We start from the raw sequence: 18592 nt of genomic DNA on the forward strand, positions 1-18592 counted from the left end.
ATCAGTAGTTTCTTTCGGTTACTTTTAAGGGAGAATTATTAGGATAGCTAACAAATTGATATATCATAAAAAGAATAACGACTAATAAAGGACGGTAGTTATGAAACAACAACCATTAGCACTACGAATGCGACCAACTCATATCAATGAAGTTATTGGCCAGGAACATCTAGTTGGAGAAGGGAAGTTAATCCAACGTATGGTAACAGCGAATATGCTTGCATCCATGATTCTGTTCGGCCCACCAGGTACTGGGAAAACTTCTACTGCGTTTGCCATCGCCAAAACAGCAGGCCTTCAAGTGAGATTATTGAATGCAGTGACACATAAAAAGAAAGATATGGAAATCGTTGTTGAAGAGGCAAAGTTAAGTGGAAATCTTGTACTTATTTTGGATGAAGTCCACCGTTTAGATAAAGCGAAACAGGACTTTCTCCTCCCTCACCTTGAAACAAATCTCATTACGATGATTGGTTGTACAACAAGCAATCCCTATCATTCCATCAACCCGGCTATCCGAAGTAGATGTCATTTATTCGAACTCGAATCCCTGGAACCTGAACATGTAAAAACAGCATTACTTCGGGCAATCGAGGACAAAGAACGTGGATTAGGTGAGATGGACATTGAAATGACTCCGGAAGCGCTCGATCATTTTGCTCAAAGCTCCAACGGGGATATGCGCGCAGCCTTGAATGGTCTAGAACTTGCGGCAATGTCAACTCCACCAAATGCGGATGATGTAATTGTCATTGAACTGGAAGCTGCGGAAGAATGTATGCAGAAGAAAAGTTTTTCCCATGATAAGGGAGGGGATGCGCATTATGATGTGCTCTCAGCATTCCAGAAATCGATCCGCGGGAGCGATGTGAACGCTTCTCTTCATTATTTAGCTAGATTAATTGAAGCAGGCGACTTGGATAGTATCACAAGAAGAATGCTTGTTATCGCGTATGAAGACATTGGGTTAGCTAATCCACAAGCAGGACCACGTGCACTTGCCGCTGTACAGGCCGCGGAAAGAATCGGGTTTCCGGAAGCAAGGATTCCATTAGCTGTTGCAATTGTAGAACTTGCCCTCTCTCCTAAATCCAATACAGCCTACAAAGCTCTCGACGGCGCTCTCGCTGACGTGCGTAGTGGGAAAAGCGGTGACATTCCCTCACACCTAAAAGATAGTCATTATAAAGGTGCAAAAGATTTAGGCAGAGGAATCGAATATAAGTATCCGCATAATTATGACGGGGCATGGGTCGCGCAACAATATTTACCGGACCGGATTAAAAACAAGAGATATTATGAGCCTAAAGATACTGGTAAATTTGAGAAAGCAATGAAACATGTCTATGAAAAAATCGAACGTGAAATGAGTTTTCCAAAGAATGACGTATAAATCTTTTTTCTTGAGGCAATAATAACTAGCAACATGATAATCTATTGTTTTGCCTAGAAAAAGGAGTTGGATAAAATGGCCAAAGTGAGACAAGACGCCTGGTCCCATGAGGATGATCTATTGCTGGCAGAAACCGTGTTGCGGCATATTAGGGAAGGAAGTACACAACTGAATGCGTTTGAAGAAGTTGGGGATAAATTAAACCGGACTTCTGCTGCCTGTGGATTCAGATGGAATGCTGAAGTTCGTAATAAATATATCAATGCGATTGATTTAGCAAAACGGCAACGGAAAGAACTAAAACGAAAGCAAGCAAAACAAAATTTCTCACCTGCTCCGAAACAACCAAATCAAAGCAGGGAAATAGTAGCTGACAGAAAAGTTACGGAAGACATTACATTTGATATGGTTCTCACATTCTTGAATGAAGTAAAACAGGACTACTATGTTTCTAACCAGTCAAAAGCGACAACAGAAGCAGCATTAACAGAAAACGAACAATTAAAAGATGAAATTACGAAGCTTGAGAAGCAATTGAAACAGACGGAAAAACAACTGGAAACAATCCAGGATGATTACCAGACGTTTATTCAGATCATGGACCGGGCGAGAAGAATGACCGTTTTAAAAGATGAACGATCCTTCACCTCCCCGAGTTTCCGAATGGATAAGAATGGAAACCTTGAACAACTAGCTAACCCTTCATCAAACTAAAACCAAAAGCGTAACGGCTATGGCCGTTACGCTTTTTATTATGTACGAGATCCCGATCGTGCCGTCCATTTAAAAGTTTTGATCCCGCTTTTAGCAGGTGGGTGCCCTGTTCCAAACTGCTGATATTGTCTGCAGTAGACGGTATGGCAGGATGGAAACTTCCAGGCTCCCTATCAATTGGTGTTCGGTCAAAATACTTCGTATGGACGCACACATCAGGATTTTTTGATATTCTTTTGATTGTAAATTTATATTAACATAGCTTTTTAGAATTATCAAATGATAACCAAATCGTTTTGATTAATCTTTTTGTTTTCTAAGTTGAATCGATAATTCTTTCAGCTGTTCTTCCGCTACTCCGCCTGGTGCTTCCGTTAATAGATCTGAAGCCGAGGCCGTTTTAGGAAACAGGATTGTATCACGTAAGTTTGAACGGCCGGCAAGCAGCATGATAATCCGGTCAAGCCCTAAAGCAATACCCCCATGTGGAGGTGCACCGTATTCAAGAGCTTCCATTAAGAATCCGAATTGTTCTTGTGCTTCTTCTTCTGAAAAACCAAGAACTTGGAACATTTTTTCCTGAGTTTCTTTTTGATAAATACGGATGGAGCCTCCTCCTAATTCATATCCGTTCAAGACAAGGTCGTACGCGTTCGCACGCACATTCTCAGGTTCTGTCAATAATTTATCGAGCTCACCTTCTACCGGAGAAGTGAATGGGTGGTGTGCTGCGAAGAAACGGTCAAGTTCTTCGTCATACTCAAGCAATGGCCAGTCTGTTACCCATAGGAAATTGTAAATCGACTGATCGATTAAATCCAACTCTTTTCCAAGTTTTAGACGCAATGCACCTAAACTGTCAAAAACAACCTGGTTCTTGTCCGCAACGAATAATAATAAGTCTCCATCTGTAACTTCAACCTCTATTATCAACTGTGCCTTTTCCTCTTCAGTTAGGAATTTGGCAATTGGTCCTTTTAGCTCTGCTCCTTCCGCTTTCAACCATGCAAGTCCTTTAGCACCGTATACATCAACATATTCAGCCAGCTTATCAATATCTTTTCTGGAGAAATTAGCTGCTTCACCTTTCACATTCAACAGTCTCACACTTCCTCCATTTTCAATCGCCCCTTTAAACACTTTGAATTCGGATGTTTTGAAAATAGGTGAAGCATCGATAATTTCCATACCGAATCTCGTATCAGGTTTATCCGAACCAAAGCGATTCATCGCATCATCGTACGACATGCGCGGAAACGGTAACGTAATATCAATTCCTTTAACTTCTTTCATAACATATTGCATCATTTTTTCGGTCATCGCCATAATATCATCGCTTGTCTGGAAAGAAGTCTCAATATCAATCTGAGTGAATTCAGGCTGACGATCTGCACGTAAGTCCTCGTCACGGAAACAGCGGGCAATTTGGTAATACTTCTCAAAACCACTCATCATAATTAATTGTTTAAACAGCTGCGGAGATTGTGGCAAGGCGTAAAACTCCCCTGGATGGACCCTGCTTGGCACGAGATAGTCTCGAGCACCTTCTGGAGTACTTTTCGTTAAAATCGGTGTCTCCATTTCAAGGAATCCGTCATTGTTTAAAAAGTTCCGGATTGCCTGTGTTGTTTGGTGACGTAATTTAATCGTTTCCTGCAAGCCCGGACGTCTAAGATCAAGATAGCGATATTTCAACCGTAAATCCTCCGCAACGTCCGTATCATCTTTGATCATAAATGGTGGATTCTTGGATTTATTTAAAATTTCTACAGAAGAAGCAACGACTTCTATTTTCCCGGTTTTCATCAATGAATTGACGGTACTTGCTTCACGTGCGACAACTTTCCCTGAAATCTCCACCACATATTCTGAACGAATTGTATCAGCGATCTGGAGTGCTTCTGCTGATTCATCTGGATTGAATACTACTTGCACAACACCTGATCGGTCACGTAAATCAATAAAAATTAATCCACCAAGGTCGCGGCGCTTTTGCACCCAACCTTTGAGCAGAATTGTTTGACCGATATGCTCTTCATTTATTGTTCCGGCATAAATTCTTGTCATCTTACTTACTACCTCCTGTTAATTTCCCTGTCAGCGTATCAACTATATTTTCCATCGGTAGAACTTGTTGTTCACCCGTAGCCATTTCCTTTACTGTTACCGTATTGTTGCTTACCTCTTCTTCACCAAGGATTAGGACATATTTAGCTTCGTAACGGTCCGCTGCTTTCAATTGGCCTTTCATCTTCCGCATTTGATAGTCTTTATCAACTTGCACACCATTTGCACGCAGGTCATGAACTAGGCGAACAGCTGCTTGTTCCGCTTCCTTACCAACAGCAACGACGTAACAATCTAATTTGTCCGTGTCCGGTATTTCAACCCCTTCAGCTTCAAGGGCCATCAGAAGACGCTCCAAGCCCATTCCAAAACCGATAGCAGGTGTAGTTGGCCCACCGAACTCCTCGATCATTCCGTTGTACCTTCCACCACCAGCAAGTGTTGTTATCGCTCCAAATCCTTTTGCATCACTCATGATTTCAAAAGCCGTATGGTTATAATAATCCAGCCCGCGAACTAAGGTAGGATCTATGACATAGTCAATTCCCATCGCATCTAAGTACCCTTTTACTTCCTCAAAATACGTTTTCGATTCTTCGTTCAAAAAGTCAAGAATCGATGGTGCTGTTCCCATTGCCGGGTGGTCCCGGTCCTTTTTACAATCGAGGACACGTAACGGATTTTGCTCGAGGCGGACTTGACAGTCGGCACATAGCTCTTCTTTATGCGGAGTGAAGTGGTCGATCAATGCTTGACGGTGCTTCTCTCTGCTTTCTTTATCACCTAGGGAATTAATGACAAGCTTCAAGGAAGTTAATCCTAATGATTGATAAACCGTCATTGCTAAATCAATCACTTCCGCATCAATAGCGGGATCCGCACTGCCTAGCGCTTCGATACCGAACTGATTCAATTGACGCATTCTACCCTTTTGCGGGCGCTCATAACGGAACATTTCTGCAAAATAATAAAGTTTAACTGGCTGATTCACATCTCCATACAGCTTATTTTGCACATAGGCCCGGGCGACGCCAGCTGTTCCTTCAGGTCTTAGCGTTAAACTTCTCCCGCCGCGGTCCTCAAACGTGTACATTTCTTTCTGGACAATATCCGTCGTATCACCAACTCCGCGCTGGAACACTTCTGTATGCTCAAAGACAGGAGTACGGATTTCTTTATAATGATATCTCTTACAGATTTCCTTAATTTGTTCTTCAACATATTGCCAAGCTTTGACATCTTTCGGTAAAATATCAACCGTTCCTCGTGGTGCATTCATACTCAACACCATCTCCTCCTTTACTTTCTACAAATTTATTTCCTCGAAAAAATATATAAAAATCCCGTCCCTTATAAAAATAAGGGACGGGATTTTTGCCCGCGTTGCCACCCTAGTTGATGTAAATACATCCGCTCTACACACAGTTAACGCCTGTCTACGTATATCCCTACTCTAATTTTCGGTCTATATCCTCTGGAATGTCTTTCATTGGACTATCGTATAGAAATGCTCTCAGCCAGTGACATCTCTTCTCTGCTTTACCTAGTTTCCAATTACTTTTTCCATCAACGGTATTGTCTATTTATTCGTAGCTTATTTGAATGATTATAATCATAAGCTGTTCCAAGAAAATTGTCAAGAACGATTGTATAAGAACAATTTAAATTGCAAAAAGGGAACTGCGGCAATGAAGATCATCAATCGAGGTATCCTCCATGACGGGAGAGTATTTGAATATAGTGAAATGGTTAGCCTTGATTATACTGTATCCTATTTCACACCGTTCGACCCTTCCAACCATCAATATAGAGCTATATAGAAAGACGTTTCCATCGTCTTTCTTTTTTGCAAATAAATACTTCTTTTAGCTCTCTGAATTTCCAACCGTGAGAATCCAATCAATATTGAAATACCTTAATTATTAAAGTTAGTGATTAGTCGAATAAAGGTTATCATGATATATTGTGATTAGAATAAAGAACTAAAGAGGGTTGCTATATGAATGTACGATGGAAACAGATTTTACATCTACTTCTCACTTCCGAGAAATCTTTAACCAGTCAAGAATTAGCTGCAGAGCTCCATGTTAGTTCCAAGACGATTCGAAATGACATTAAAAATCTACAACCACTTTTATCTGATTACGGTCTAGAAATTGTTTCTGTACGCGGGAAAGGGTATGCCTTAACAGATAATGACCAGAAAAAAATGGCTGTTTTTTTACAACATCATATGGAACAGGATATCCCTGTTGAACCAGAAGATAGGGTCCATTTTTTGATGGAAACATTATTACTGCAAACGGACTATATCAAGATAGATGAAATAATGGAAAAGATTTATGTCAGCCGTTCAACGTTACAAAATGATTTACGTCAGGTTCGTAAAATTTTAGCAGACTATCAACTTACACTGAAGCAGAAACCAAACTACGGAATAAAAGTAGAAGGCGACGAAATGCAAATTCGTTTTTGTATTGCTGAATGGCTCTTTCAGCAAAGTATCTCCCTACTACGTCATGATATGGATTTACCTATCTTAAATAAAAAAGATTTGAACATGATTAGCAACACGATTTTATCCAACTTGCGACAAAGTAAGATCATTATTTCAGATATAAACCTTCATAACTTAATCACACATTTGGCTATTTCCATTAGACGCCTCAGAGAAAACAACACAATCCAAACAGAAATAGATGATGCCAGTTTACAAGACACGATGGAATACCAAGTTGCCCAAAAAATATTACGTGAGATTGAAGAAGATTTATTTATCACTTTCCCATATAATGAAGTCGCTTATTTAACGATACATCTAATGGGAACAAAACTCCTTTCTCCCGAAGACAGTACGACAGAAACTCATCAAGTTATTGATGCGGAAATACTTCGACTATCAGAACAAATAATAAAAAGAATCGACCAGCAATATGAGTTTCATTTACAAGAAGACGAAGAATTGAAGCTTGCATTAGCGTTACATTTAAAGCCGGCAATGAATCGTTATCAATATCAAATGAATATGCGAAATCCAATGTTGGATGAGATAAAGATGAATTATCCTTTATCGTTTGAAGCAGCAGTAGCTGGAAGCGAAGTATTGATTGAAGAGAAATCCATCAAAATCAATGAAGATGAAATTGCTTATCTCGCATTGCATATTGAAGTAGCTCAAGAGCGAAGAAAGCAGCTTCTTTCCAACAAAAAACGTTGCCTTATCGTTTGCGCTTCTGGAATGGGCAGTGCACATCTCTTAAAATATAAACTTAAAAACATGTTATCAGAAGACTTAGTTATTGTCGGAACAACAGAAATGCATAACTTAAAATATCATTCATTGGATTATATTGATCTAATCATCACAACCATTCCGATTCCCTGGGATACTGAAAAACCGGTTATTCAAGTAAGTACGATTTTAGGAAAAACAGATCTTTCTAAAATAAAGGATCTCCTAAGCAAAGGAAAAGATATGACAGATCATTATCTTTATGAATCATTTACCTACTTGCAGCAAGATTTCAAACATCCAGATTCCATTCTTCATTTTATGTGCAATGAAATTTACAAGGCAGGATTTTCCAATGATAATTATCTTGATTCCGTTTTAAAACGAGAAAACTATGCACCCACCAGCTTTGGTAATCTCGTCGCAATTCCTCATCCACTTGATCCAGAAAATACACATACATTCTGGTCTGTGATGACGTTAGTTAAGCCTATTAAATGGGGGAACAAGCCTGTGCAGCTAATTTTTCTATTAAGTATACAAAAAGGAAAACAAAAAGAGATCAAAAGTATGTTTGAAGAGTTAGGCGATTTGTTAGAGGACAAGGATTTGATTCAAAGGTTAATCGCCTGTACGACATTTAAACAATTTAAACATACTTTACAGCAATGGAAAGGCCTTTAAATCCGAATGGATACTTCTGGATTTAAAGGCCTTATTTGGTTACCCTCCATTCCCGATTTTTCTTCATTCAAACCATGAATAAAACGAAACTTCATTCAGTTGGAGTTTTCGATGCACAGCTCTTTACGCTGGGGTGAGTAATCGCAATCCCAACCCCAAGACGTCGCGAACTTAGTATGCTTCTTTTCTCCCACTGAATTAGCCTAAGTGATTCAGGGTCGGGTAAAAAACTGGCGCGCGCATTCAAACATTGAACCACATTTCCTTTAGCCCCCTACGATCCCGGACGGTCGGATTTCCCGAGTCCGGTTCTGACTCTGGATTACTGTCGCTACATAAGTCTATCTCACATAATACAGGTTTACATGTCAACACACATATTCACCCGTTATTTTGCAAGTTTACTTATGCGCTAGCCATCGGAAAAGATTTTAACTTTTATAGACTTGGTGTTCTATTGTTTCTCGATGGCGTCCCAGATGCCCAGGGTTCTTTGCTCTATTTTGGTGTTACTGTTATAGAAGTTTATTTCCATAAACTTAGAAAGGCATTACCCTTTCCTCCTCGCTACTACAACCTCATGCGCCAATCCTAAATCATCCATACCACTTTCGCTGATAGCTTATATGGTTGTCTTTGCTGGTTGTTTTATCCCAGCTGGAAGTAGGACCTTCCCGTCGTTATCTCTGAAAATCTTTCTCTGGATGCCAACCCCCTACCCCAGCAGCTTCTATGGTGCACTTGACCGTTTCTTCCCATAGAACATCGGCCTTCCCCACTAACTCAGGTCGGCGCTTCGCATTCTTCCTTATAAACAGTTTTAAAGGTACGGGTTTTCGGGTCTGCAGTATTCGTTAAAGCCTTTTGGCCTCCAGACTTGCTCGCCACTCTAACTATTCCGACTCTTACTCTCTCTGTGTAGAGTTAAACCGCAGTGACTTTTACTTCCAAGCAGAACGTGGTTTGTTACCTCCCCACGCATTGGATATACTAGTCATCTGAACCGATCAATTGATGACAGGAGACTTTCACTCCATTAGATTCTTGCCTTGACGGCTACTCCGAGTTAGCGCCCGTTATTTCCCGCCTAAATAAATTTATTCTCACTCTTTATTTGGAGGCGGGAGTTTTACGGGCGCTTCTCCGTGATAAAATCTTCTTTAATAAAAATCCAGTATTATCCACTTGACTTTTTTCCTTTGCAAATGGAAAAAGACTCGGTGCAAAAGTTCGATGGTTTAAAATACAATAAAAGTAAGAAAGGAGAGGTGAAGAGCACATGCAGTCTATCAAAATAACAATTATCGGCGGTGGGTCCTCTTATACTCCAGAGCTTTTGGAGGGCATTATTGCAGAAGCAGACCACCTTCCGATAAAAGAAGTATGGCTTGTCGATATACCAACAGGACAAGAAAAGCTTCAAATCATCGAAGCACTCGCAAATAGAATGGTTAAAAAATCAGGTCTCCCTATTCGTATCATTGCAACCATGGATCGAGAAAAAGCGATTAAAGGTGCAGATTATGTAATCACACAAATTCGAGTCGGGCAATTGGAAATGCGAAGAAATGATGAATATATTTCTATGAAGCATGGCGTTATTGGTCAAGAAACAACCGGTGCTGGAGGATTTATGAAAGCGCTTCGAACCATTCCGGTTATTTTAGAAATTTGTAAGGAGATGGAAAGGTTAGCCCCAGATGCGTGGTTATTAAATTTCACCAATCCTGCTGGTGTAGTAACAGAAGCGGTACTGAAGCATTCCAAAATTAAAGCAGTCGGGCTTTGTAATAACCCTATTAATTTCTATAAAAAATTCGCTGCAGTTTACGATGTACCAGTAGAGGATGTACGAATTCACTTTATCGGAATTAACCATTTAATTTGGATAACCGGACTGTATATTAATGGTCAATCACGTATCCAAGATATTCTCACAGGAAAATCAGATAGTTATGAAGCTGCTAATATACCAAATTTTGATTGGGATACAGATTTTCTCCAATCACTTGGTGCTATCCCCTGTGGATATCATAGATACTATTATCAGACCGATGAGATATTAAAAAAACAAAGAGCAGAGTACGAAAAAAAAGAAACACGAGCAGATCACGTGCAGAAAGTAGAAAAAGAACTGTTCGAACTTTATCAAAATCCAGAGTTAGACATAAAGCCGAAAGCATTGGAACAACGGGGAGGTGCTTATTATTCTGAAGCGGCTGTACAGCTGATTAAATCCATTCATTTGGATACACAGCAAATTCATACATTGAATGTCAGAAATAATGGAGCAATCTCTAGTTTACCGGACAATGTTTGTGTAGAAATCAATTGTGTTGTTGAAAAGCATCAAATTACACCATTACAAACATCAGAAGCCTCACCACAAATTCGTGGGCTTATGCAGGTTGTCAAAGCTTATGAAGAACTCACTGTTGAAGCAGCTATAACTGGAGATAAAGGAATTGCTTTGCAAGCTTTAACGCTTCATCCACTGATTCCTTCCGCAAACAAGGCTAAAGAGGTTCTCGACGACATGCTGGCAGTAAATAAATCTTATTTAGGTTGGAGTTAGCACTATATCTTGTACAAACTGTGTTTATCATGGGTTAACTAACTAGAACGCCCTACTGATTAAACATTTACTTTATGCAAAATACATTCGGGAGGTTTTGGAAAATGAAAATTGTACTGCTATGCGCACTTGGAATGAGCACCAGTTTACTTGTAAAAAAAATGAATAATGAAGCTGCTAATCAATCAATTGATGCTACGATTGAGGCTTATTCCGTGGATGATTTAGAAGAACAGCTGAAGATCGCAGATATTATCCTACTTGGACCGCAAATTCGTTACAAAAAAAGAGAAATATTCAAGAAAGCAGAAGAAGCTGGTGTACCAATAGCTGTTATCGATATGAAAGCCTATGGAATGCTAGACGGAAAAAAGGTGCTAAAACAAGCTCTAGATTTAAAAAATAAACAAAGGAGAGAAGGTTAATGAATGGGTTTCAAGGTTTTATGGAACGTTATTTCATGCCTGTCGCGGGAAGACTTGCGGAACAACGTCATTTAAAAGCGGTACGAGATGGCATTATTGCTGTAATGCCGTTGTTGATCATAGGAAGTGTATTTTTAATTATTTCCTCCCCACCCGTTGAGTCATGGGCAGAATTTATGGCTCCATATGCTGCTAAATTAAGCATTCCTGTAGATGCCACTTTTGGATTACTCGGATTAATTGCAGCATTTTCTATCGCTTACAGCTTGGCAAAAAGCTATAAAATGGACGGACTTTCAGCCGGAGTTTTAAGTATCGCAGCATTTTTTGTTGCAACACCTTTGACGGAAGATGGAAACATCCCACTTAACTTACTAGGAAGCGAAGGACTCTTTATCGCTATCCTTTTGTCTATTCTTACTGTAGAAATATTCCGCTTCTTTGAACAGCGACATATTGTCATTCGTATGCCTGAAAGTGTGCCTCCTTCCGTTTGGAGAGCATTTACTGCACTTATTCCTGGAGCCGTTATTGTCGCAGTAGTATGGGGAATAGATCTCCTACTTAGCGGTGTGTGGAACCTATCTTTACATGAAATTGTTGGAGCGGTATTAAGAGAGCCTCTGCAAATGCTCGGCTCAAGCTTTTGGGGCGCAATGGTTGCGATTATATTAATTCACCTGCTCTGGTCTTTTGGAATTCACGGCATTTCTGTTGTAGCCAGTGTCATGGCTCCAATTTGGTATAGTCTAACAGAACAAAACGTAGCTGCACAGCAAGCTGGAGAAGAACTCCCGCATATTGTTGGTCAGCCTTATATGGCAATCTGGTGGGCAGTAGGTGGATCAGGTATGGCGCTGGCGCTTACTCTATTGTTTCTCTTTATGGCAAAATCTAAACATTTAAAAGGACTTGGAAGAGGTTCAGCAGGAGCAGCTTTTTTCAACATTAGTGAACCCGTCATTTTCGGTGCACCTATCGTCATGAATCCATTGTTAATTGTTCCATTTATTCTAGCTCCTCTGGCAGTTGGGATCATCACTTATTTTGCCATGTCTATTGGCTTGGTCGGCAAACCTTATGCCATTGTTCCATGGACAACACCACCTCCATTTTCCGGTATATTAACAACAGGTGATTTCCGTGGCGGCATACTAATGATTGTAAATATTTTCGTAGCGATGCTTATCTACTTCCCATTCTTTAAAATGTACGACAAACAGCTGTTAAAAGAGGAAGAAGAAAATAAAGAAGATACATTGGCTGATGATGAGGATGACTGATATGCGAACCAAAAAGAAAGTAATTATTAATGCGGACGATTTCGGGATGACTCCAGGTGTTACAGCAGGAATTCTCTATGCGCATCAGTTTGGTATCGTCACTAGTACCACAGCAATGGTAAATAGTCCTTTCGCAAAAGAAAGCCTAGTATTGGCAAAAAACTGCCCCAATCTTGGCATTGGTTTACATTTTGCACTAGATGCCGGAAAGCCAATTTCTAAGAATGTACCAAGTTTAATTGATCATTCAGGACAATTTTTAACTGGTCATTCCCTAATGAAATCCGCCAAGAAATCAGATATAAAAGACGAATTGCTTGCACAGCTGGAATTATTGTTACAATGGTATCCCAATGTTACGCATATTGACAGCCACCATCATATGCATTTACATCTACCAGAAGCATTGGAAGCGGTCTTAGAAGTAGCTGAAGCATATAAACTGCCGGTCCGCTCCTTCACAGAAAATCACTGGCGTACTGTGGATAGTACGGACAAGTTATATTATGACTTTTACGGTACAGAGAATGTAACCATTCCTTATCTCGAATCAATCTTGAAAAATATAGAAAATGGTGTAAGTGAAGTCATGTGCCATCCGGCTTTTCTAGATCCATGGCTCCTTGCAGCAAGCAGCTATACAGAAACAAGAATGAAGGAATTAGAAATCTTAATAGACCATCGATTAAAAGAAATCATCGAAGACCAAACAATGGAGCTGGTTCATTTTGGAGGGATACACCATGAATATAGATAATTTATCCATGCAAATCATTTTATACGCTGGAAATGCTAAAAATGCCCTGCATGAAGCTCTGCAACAAGCAAGAATTGGAGATTTCTCGCACACACAGAATCGTTTAGAAGAAGCTTCCAAAGAATTACTGCAAGCACACAAAATACAAACACGTTTTATTCAAGAAGAAGCAAAAGAAAACTTAGGCGGATTATCCATCCTTCTTGTACACGCTCAGGATCACTTAATGACGGTTATGTCTGAAAAAGAACTGATAGAAGAGATGATTCATCTTTACGGAAACCAGCATCGGTTGGAAAGACGTGTGGAGGAATGGATTCGTGCAGGAAAGGATTAGTTTTGAATAATAAATGAAGGGCTTAACTGCGGAAAGAAACTTAGCGCATTATATCTATTGTAAAAATATTTACTGTTAATCTGCTTCATCTGCAGAATAGCGTGAAAGAGAATAGCCTTTTATAGTACTAAGCTACTTTATAGCCAAATCTTTAATACTATAACTGGAGCTTAGTACTTTATAAAAAGTTTCTAAAGTGAGACGATGATATGATAAAAAAATTCATGGCATATAAACCGAGGTGGTGGTTTAATGAAAAAAATGTTACTTTTTATGAAATTGTTGTGCATGTTGTCAATTGGCTCTTACTCGGCTTTATCGGTTTTATCGCTTTTTTCTCCATCGTAAATATCAGCCCAGCTCCAAGACCATACGGCCTCCTAATCGGTTATGATATTATCACGATTCTGCTCTGGGGTGTTAATTACTGGTACCAATATAAGAATAGAAAATGGATTGTGCTGATAGCCGGGACCATCCTGTACGTTGTCATTGCTCTACTTCTCTTGGGCGTTGTCGTACCATTTTTGACAGACATATTTTACTCTTTCTAGAATAATTTATTTTTAACCAATGTATCCGCAACCGTCAATACACCGGCTAGTCGAATTCCATTACAAATCGTAGTAGTACCAGGTCCTTTCATACCCTTCGAGCAACTAATAAATTCTTATGAGCGTCACATCTACTCGGACGCGGTGGCGGGCCTTGAAGCTCTCTGTCATGCGTTACACAACACCAGTCAAACGCATTGATTGGTGAACCGCCAACAGCGTAATTATAATAGACACATGTGGCTCCGCAATGCTCATAGCGTTGCCCCTCAAAGTAACAACAAGAACTAGATGCAACACAGCTCAGGGGGCATACGTAATCTCTGCTAAGATTTCTTCGTGTTCCTCCGCTACTTCTGAAGTCTTTACATAATCCGTATAGACATCAGCTAATACCTCTGCAGTTTGTTCTAATTTAAGTTCTCCATTCACATATTCCTTAACGACGAAATTAGATTTAATTCATTTAAAACATCTGTCAATGCAGCTTGCATAAAAACAGCTTCATATTGCTCTTTCTCATAACTTAGGGTGAAATAGGAAATTTTATTCATTCCAATCACCTTTATTCAAAAGAAGAGACCCTTCAAGTTTTATCTAAACACAAGAAATATCTTATCCTCAAAAAACCTGAAAACGAGACTCCGAGCTGCACCGTTAGCTTTGCCACTAGCACAAAAATTTATTATACTTTAGAATACTACTATTGACTGTACTTATAGATTGGAGGAACAAATTTGTCTTTCAGAAAGATTATCATCCTCTCTTTCACATTTCTTTTATTACTTACTTCAACGGCTTTTGCAAAAAATGCAATGATCGAAGAAGATAAATTGAATGTCCGAACTGGACCTGGTACAGATTTCGATCGTATCGGACAAGTTAACAGCGGGGATGAATATGAAATCCTTGAAGAAACGGACGAGTGGATAAAAATTCAATATGCCGATTCGGAAGGTTGGATTACAAAAGAGTTTGTGACGATAAATGAAGAGGACGATCCAGTTAAGGAAACAAAAGAAGAGGAGGAAAAATTAGAAGAACCTTCCTTGTCTACTGTGACGATTCAGCAAGATGGAACCCATCTAAGAGAAGAAGCTTCTCCCGGTTCTGATATTGTTGCATTTACCGATAAGGATGAAGAATTTGAAGTTGTCTCGGAAACGGAAAATTGGCTGGAGATTACAAATGATAAGGTATCAGGTTTTGTTCTACGAGATTATATTGAACAAACCGGTAACCGGAACACTAGTCTGCGGGGTAAAACCATTATAATTGATGCGGGACACGGCGGTAGAGATGTCGGAGCAATTGGTATTAGCGGATCCTACGAGAAGGACATTACCTACTTGACGGCTAGAGAGTTGGAAAGGGAATTGACGGCACTTGGAGCAGAAGTCGTTATGACTCGACAGAATGATGAATTCATCCCTCTAGAAAGCCGTTCCAGCTTAGCTAACGTTATCAATACGGATGCTTTCTTAAGTATCCATTACAATAGTTTCCCTGAAGTTCCAAGTGTTTCAGGTATTGAGTCTTTCTATTATCATGATCAATATGAATCGCTTGCAACTTATGTCCATGATGAAATTATTAAGGAAACAAATGAAAAAGATAGAGGAATTTCTAATCAAGATTTATATGTCACCCGCCTAACGTTTAATCCTGGTATATTGCTTGAACTCGGGTTTATATCCAATGAAGAGAGCGATGAGCTATTACATAGCACGGGATATCAAAAGAAAATGGTGACCGGTATTATCAACGGTCTGCAGCGTTATTTCGCAGACACCGAATAACCAAAAAAAGAAGCAGGGATGCAATTATTACATATCCCTGCTTCTTTTTTATTTATCTTTGCTGTCGATTAGGATAGTGACTGGACCGTTGTTGGTTAGGTTAACGTCCATCATAGCACCAAATTCACCGGTTTCTACATGGATACCTTCCTGCCGCAGTGCTTCATTAAAACTTTCGTATAGACGATTAGCCACGTCAGGCTTTGCCGCATGAACGAAACTTGGTCTTCTTCCCTTTCTCGTGTCCGCATATAACGTAAACTGCGAAATTGACAAAATGCTTCCTTCCGCATCTTTTAAAGACAAATTCATTTTTTCATTTTCATCTTCAAATATACGCAAATTGATGATTTTATTCACTAAATAATTAACATCTTGCTCGGTATCCTCATGTGTCACCCCAAGCAATACGACGAGACCGTGATCGATTTCACCTACGACGGAACCATCTATGGTTACGGATGCATTGGTTGTGCGTTGAATTACTGCTTTCATTTCACTATTTCTCCTTACTTTACAACTAGTTGATCGTTCTTGTTACAGAGTATACATCTGGGATTTTCTTTAATCTGCCAACAATTTTTCTTAAATGACCCGTATTTTGAATAAGAATTGTCAACTGAATGACAGCCATTTTATTCTTATCCGTTTGGCCATTCACATGGGTAATATTTGTCTTCATTTCACTTACAGCGTGAAGCACTTCATTAAGCATTCCTTGACGATCATATCCTGAAATTTGCAAATCGACATAGTAATGCTTCGTGTCTGTATAATCGTCTTCCCAAGATACGTCTATAAATCGTTCCTTCGCTTCTTCCGTATCGATATTCGGACAGTCGGCTCGGTGCACGGACACACCCCGTCCTTTCGTAATATAACCTCTGATTTCGTCACCTGGTACAGGGTTACAACATTTCGCTAAACGTACTAATAAGTTTTCTACTCCTTCTACCCGAACACCTGAATCTTTACGATGCGCTCTCTTTTTCGTCTTTTCAGCCGATTCCTCGGAAAGTATCTTTTTAACACTTTCTTCTTTTTCTCTATCTTTCCGTATCGTATCTGTTAACCTTGTAGCTACAAGTGCTGCTGTAATTCCTTGATAGCCGACCGCTGCATAAAGATCTTCTTCATTCGTAAAGCTGAATTTCTCACAAACTCGTTTCAAATTCTCTTCGGTTAATACTTCTTTTGGAAGAATGTCGAGCGCACGGATTTCCCGTTCGACAGCTTCCTTCCCTTTGATAATATTTTCTTCCCGGCGTTGTTTCTTGAAAAACTGTTTGATTCGGCTTTTCGCTTGTGAAGTTTTTGCGATTTTCAACCAATCCTGCGATGGACCATAAGAATGTTTCGAGGTCATCACTTCAACAATATCGCCATTTTTCAATTTATATTCAAGGGGTTCCATTTTTCCGTTAATTTTGGCCCCAATCGTTTTATTACCAATTTCCGTATGGATTTTATAGGCAAAGTCGATTGGCACAGACCCTGAAGGGAGTTCAACCACATCGCCTTTAGGTGTGAAAACATAGACCATATCAGAGAATAAGTCGATTTTTAATGACTCAATAAACTCTTCCGCATCATGGGTTTCGCTTTGCCAATCTAGTATTTCCCGAAACAGAGATAATTTCTCTTCAAATGAACTGCCTGAACCACTCTTCGCCTGTTTACCTTCTTTATATGCCCAATGTGCAGCAATCCCGTACTCTGCAATTTCATGCATTTCCTTTGTCCGGATCTGCACCTCAAGCGGATCACCCTTCGGACCGATAACAGTCGTATGCAAGGATTGATAAAGGTTCTGTTTTGGCATCGCAATATAATCTTTAAATCTTCCAGGCATCGGCTTCCAGTTTGTATGGATAATACCAAGCACAGCATAACAATCTTTAATACTGTCTACAATAATCCGCACAGCGAGCAGATCATAGATTTCATTAAATTGCTTGTTTTGCTTCACCATTTTTTGATAAATACTATATAGATGCTTCGGACGACCGGACATTTCCGCTTCAATATGGACTTCATCCAGTTGAATCGATAATTGCTTGATGACTTCCTCAATATATGTTTCACGCTGTTCTCGCTTCTGTTTCATTAATTGTACGATGCGGTAATATTGCTGCGGGTTTAGATACCGTAGCGCGGTGTCTTCCAATTCCCATTTAATCGTTGAAATTCCGAGACGGTGAGCAAGCGGGGCAAATATTTCGATTGTTTCATTCGCTTTTTGCCGTTGTTTATGTGGTGGTAAATGCTTCAATGTCCGCATATTATGCAGACGGTCCGCAAGCTTAATGAGAATGACCCGAATGTCTTTTGCCATTGCAACAAACATTTTGCGGTGGTTCTCCGCTTGTAATTCTTCTTTGGACTCGTACTTGATTTTCCCAAGTTTCGTTACACCATCGACAAGCAAAGCAACTTCCTCATTAAACTCTCCTTCAATTTCTTCCAGCGTCGTCTCAGTATCCTCAACGACATCATGTAAAAATCCACCTGCAATGGTCTCCGCATCCATTTGCAGATCAACAAGTATCCAAGCAACCTGGACAGGGTGGACGATATACGGTTCTCCTGACTTTCTAAATTGGCCTTCATGGGATTTTTTTGCATATTCATAGGCGCGTTTAATAAAGGTTAGATCGTCCGTTGATAAATATTCACTTGCCCTGTCCATTAATTGTTCAATTGTTATAACTTCATCTTTTGCCATTTAATCACCTTTATCAACTATCTAAAATTGTTTGACTTATCTGTAGA

At 39.7% G+C, this 18592-nt stretch carries 16 protein-coding genes, 1 other RNA gene and 1 other annotated feature; of the genes, 10 read left to right on the plus strand and 7 right to left on the minus strand.

Going from position 1 to position 18592, the window contains the following annotated elements:
* Nucleotides 1–100: 100 nt before the first annotated feature.
* Together IEX94_RS06710 and IEX94_RS06715 are read left to right on the plus strand one after the other, a co-directional pair.
* Nucleotides 101–1393, plus strand: coding sequence for a replication-associated recombination protein A (locus IEX94_RS06710; protein ID WP_188856565.1), 1293 nt, complete (start codon nucleotides 101–103; stop codon nucleotides 1391–1393).
* Nucleotides 1394–1468: 75 nt separating this feature from the next.
* Nucleotides 1469–2107 carry an RsfA family transcriptional regulator gene (locus IEX94_RS06715; RefSeq protein ID WP_188856566.1) on the plus strand — a complete coding sequence of 213 codons (639 nt, stop codon included), beginning with the start codon at nucleotides 1469–1471 and terminating at the stop codon, nucleotides 2105–2107.
* Between the two features lie 45 nt (nucleotides 2108–2152).
* Here the strand turns inward: IEX94_RS06715 and ssrS are convergent.
* The 3 genes from ssrS to hisS all read right to left on the minus strand — a co-directional run bounded on the left by ssrS (nucleotide 2153) and on the right by hisS (nucleotide 5459).
* Nucleotides 2153–2332, minus strand: a non-coding RNA gene (gene ssrS, locus IEX94_RS06720) — 6S RNA.
* Between the two features lie 75 nt (nucleotides 2333–2407).
* A complete protein-coding gene (aspS, locus tag IEX94_RS06725) occupies nucleotides 2408–4174 on the minus strand; it encodes an aspartate--tRNA ligase (protein ID WP_188856567.1) in 1767 nt (588 codons plus the stop codon).
* 1 nt (nucleotide 4175) lies between these two features.
* Entirely contained in the window at nucleotides 4176–5459 is a 1284-nt protein-coding gene (hisS, locus tag IEX94_RS06730) for a histidine--tRNA ligase (RefSeq protein ID WP_188856568.1), read from the minus strand.
* Nucleotides 5460–5532: 73 nt separating this feature from the next.
* Nucleotides 5533–5753 (minus strand) — a binding site (T-box leader).
* A 420-nt stretch (nucleotides 5754–6173) separates the two neighbouring features.
* Here hisS and IEX94_RS06735 point away from each other — a divergent pair.
* The 7 genes from IEX94_RS06735 to IEX94_RS06765 all read left to right on the plus strand — a co-directional run bounded on the left by IEX94_RS06735 (nucleotide 6174) and on the right by IEX94_RS06765 (nucleotide 14021).
* Complete coding sequence (locus tag IEX94_RS06735; RefSeq protein ID WP_188856569.1) at nucleotides 6174–8090, plus strand: BglG family transcription antiterminator; 1917 nt, start codon at nucleotides 6174–6176, stop codon at nucleotides 8088–8090.
* A 1279-nt stretch (nucleotides 8091–9369) separates the two neighbouring features.
* Nucleotides 9370–10665 carry a 6-phospho-beta-glucosidase gene (locus IEX94_RS06740; RefSeq protein WP_188856570.1) on the plus strand — a complete coding sequence of 432 codons (1296 nt, stop codon included), beginning with the start codon at nucleotides 9370–9372 and terminating at the stop codon, nucleotides 10663–10665.
* A gap of 104 nt (nucleotides 10666–10769) precedes the next feature.
* Nucleotides 10770–11090, plus strand: a complete 321-nt coding sequence (locus IEX94_RS06745; protein ID WP_188856571.1) for a PTS sugar transporter subunit IIB — start codon at nucleotides 10770–10772, stop codon at nucleotides 11088–11090.
* Nucleotides 11090–12373, plus strand: a complete 1284-nt coding sequence (gene celB / locus IEX94_RS06750; RefSeq protein WP_188856572.1) for a PTS cellobiose transporter subunit IIC — start codon at nucleotides 11090–11092, stop codon at nucleotides 12371–12373. The genes IEX94_RS06745 and celB overlap by 1 nt, the downstream gene beginning before the upstream one ends.
* Before the next feature lies 1 nt (nucleotide 12374).
* Nucleotides 12375–13130 (plus strand): ChbG/HpnK family deacetylase, encoded by a 756-nt coding sequence (locus tag IEX94_RS06755; protein ID WP_229782604.1) that lies wholly within the window; start codon nucleotides 12375–12377, stop codon nucleotides 13128–13130.
* Nucleotides 13117–13467: a PTS sugar transporter subunit IIA gene (locus IEX94_RS06760; RefSeq protein WP_229782605.1), complete on the plus strand. Its 351-nt coding sequence runs from the start codon at nucleotides 13117–13119 to the stop codon at nucleotides 13465–13467. The genes IEX94_RS06755 and IEX94_RS06760 overlap by 14 nt, the downstream gene beginning before the upstream one ends.
* A 209-nt stretch (nucleotides 13468–13676) precedes the next feature.
* Nucleotides 13677–14021 (plus strand): BPTI domain-containing protein, encoded by a 345-nt coding sequence (locus IEX94_RS06765; RefSeq protein WP_188856573.1) that lies wholly within the window; start codon nucleotides 13677–13679, stop codon nucleotides 14019–14021.
* Nucleotides 14022–14324: 303 nt separating this feature from the next.
* Here the strand turns inward: IEX94_RS06765 and IEX94_RS19980 are convergent, their stop codons facing one another.
* Both IEX94_RS19980 and IEX94_RS19985 read right to left on the minus strand, forming a co-directional pair.
* A complete protein-coding gene (locus tag IEX94_RS19980) occupies nucleotides 14325–14453 on the minus strand; it encodes a hypothetical protein (RefSeq protein ID WP_268239581.1) in 129 nt (42 codons plus the stop codon).
* Nucleotides 14450–14575, minus strand: coding sequence for a hypothetical protein (locus IEX94_RS19985; RefSeq protein WP_268239582.1), 126 nt, complete (start codon nucleotides 14573–14575; stop codon nucleotides 14450–14452). The genes IEX94_RS19980 and IEX94_RS19985 overlap by 4 nt, the downstream gene beginning before the upstream one ends.
* A 183-nt stretch (nucleotides 14576–14758) precedes the next feature.
* On the opposite strand from IEX94_RS19985, the gene IEX94_RS06770 reads away from it, so the two are divergent.
* The gene (locus IEX94_RS06770; protein WP_188856574.1) at nucleotides 14759–15820 is read left to right on the plus strand and encodes an N-acetylmuramoyl-L-alanine amidase family protein; all 1062 of its coding nucleotides are present in this window, start codon (nucleotides 14759–14761) and stop codon (nucleotides 15818–15820) included.
* Nucleotides 15821–15868: 48 nt separating this feature from the next.
* Here IEX94_RS06770 and dtd read toward each other — a convergent pair whose 3' ends face one another.
* Nucleotides 15869–16315: a D-aminoacyl-tRNA deacylase gene (gene dtd, locus IEX94_RS06775; protein ID WP_156856268.1), complete on the minus strand. Its 447-nt coding sequence runs from the start codon at nucleotides 16313–16315 to the stop codon at nucleotides 15869–15871.
* Nucleotides 16316–16340: 25 nt separating this feature from the next.
* The gene (locus tag IEX94_RS06780; RefSeq protein ID WP_188856575.1) at nucleotides 16341–18545 is read right to left on the minus strand and encodes a RelA/SpoT family protein; all 2205 of its coding nucleotides are present in this window, start codon (nucleotides 18543–18545) and stop codon (nucleotides 16341–16343) included.
* Nucleotides 18546–18592 lie beyond the last annotated feature (47 nt).

Source organism: Oceanobacillus indicireducens (assembly GCF_014647195.1).
GTDB lineage: Bacteria > Bacillota > Bacilli > Bacillales > Amphibacillaceae > Oceanobacillus > Oceanobacillus indicireducens.

What these genes read in the sequence shown, in the direction of transcription:
- IEX94_RS06780 (WP_188856575.1), bottom strand. Translation starts at nt 18,545, where the DNA reads ATGGCAAAAGATGAAGTTATAACAATTGAACAATTAATGGACAGGGCA.
- celB (WP_188856572.1), top strand. Translation starts at nt 11,090, where the DNA reads ATGAATGGGTTTCAAGGTTTTATGGAACGTTATTTCATGCCTGTCGCG.
- IEX94_RS06755 (WP_229782604.1), top strand. Translation starts at nt 12,375, where the DNA reads ATGCGAACCAAAAAGAAAGTAATTATTAATGCGGACGATTTCGGGATG.
- dtd (WP_156856268.1), bottom strand. Translation starts at nt 16,315, where the DNA reads ATGAAAGCAGTAATTCAACGCACAACCAATGCATCCGTAACCATAGAT.
- IEX94_RS19985 (WP_268239582.1), bottom strand. Translation starts at nt 14,575, where the DNA reads ATGAATAAAATTTCCTATTTCACCCTAAGTTATGAGAAAGAGCAATAT.
- IEX94_RS06715 (WP_188856566.1), top strand. Translation starts at nt 1,469, where the DNA reads ATGGCCAAAGTGAGACAAGACGCCTGGTCCCATGAGGATGATCTATTG.
- IEX94_RS06745 (WP_188856571.1), top strand. Translation starts at nt 10,770, where the DNA reads ATGAAAATTGTACTGCTATGCGCACTTGGAATGAGCACCAGTTTACTT.
- IEX94_RS06760 (WP_229782605.1), top strand. Translation starts at nt 13,117, where the DNA reads ATGAATATAGATAATTTATCCATGCAAATCATTTTATACGCTGGAAAT.
- IEX94_RS06765 (WP_188856573.1), top strand. Translation starts at nt 13,677, where the DNA reads ATGATAAAAAAATTCATGGCATATAAACCGAGGTGGTGGTTTAATGAA.
- IEX94_RS06740 (WP_188856570.1), top strand. Translation starts at nt 9,370, where the DNA reads ATGCAGTCTATCAAAATAACAATTATCGGCGGTGGGTCCTCTTATACT.
- aspS (WP_188856567.1), bottom strand. Translation starts at nt 4,174, where the DNA reads ATGACAAGAATTTATGCCGGAACAATAAATGAAGAGCATATCGGTCAA.
- IEX94_RS06735 (WP_188856569.1), top strand. Translation starts at nt 6,174, where the DNA reads ATGAATGTACGATGGAAACAGATTTTACATCTACTTCTCACTTCCGAG.
- IEX94_RS06710 (WP_188856565.1), top strand. Translation starts at nt 101, where the DNA reads ATGAAACAACAACCATTAGCACTACGAATGCGACCAACTCATATCAAT.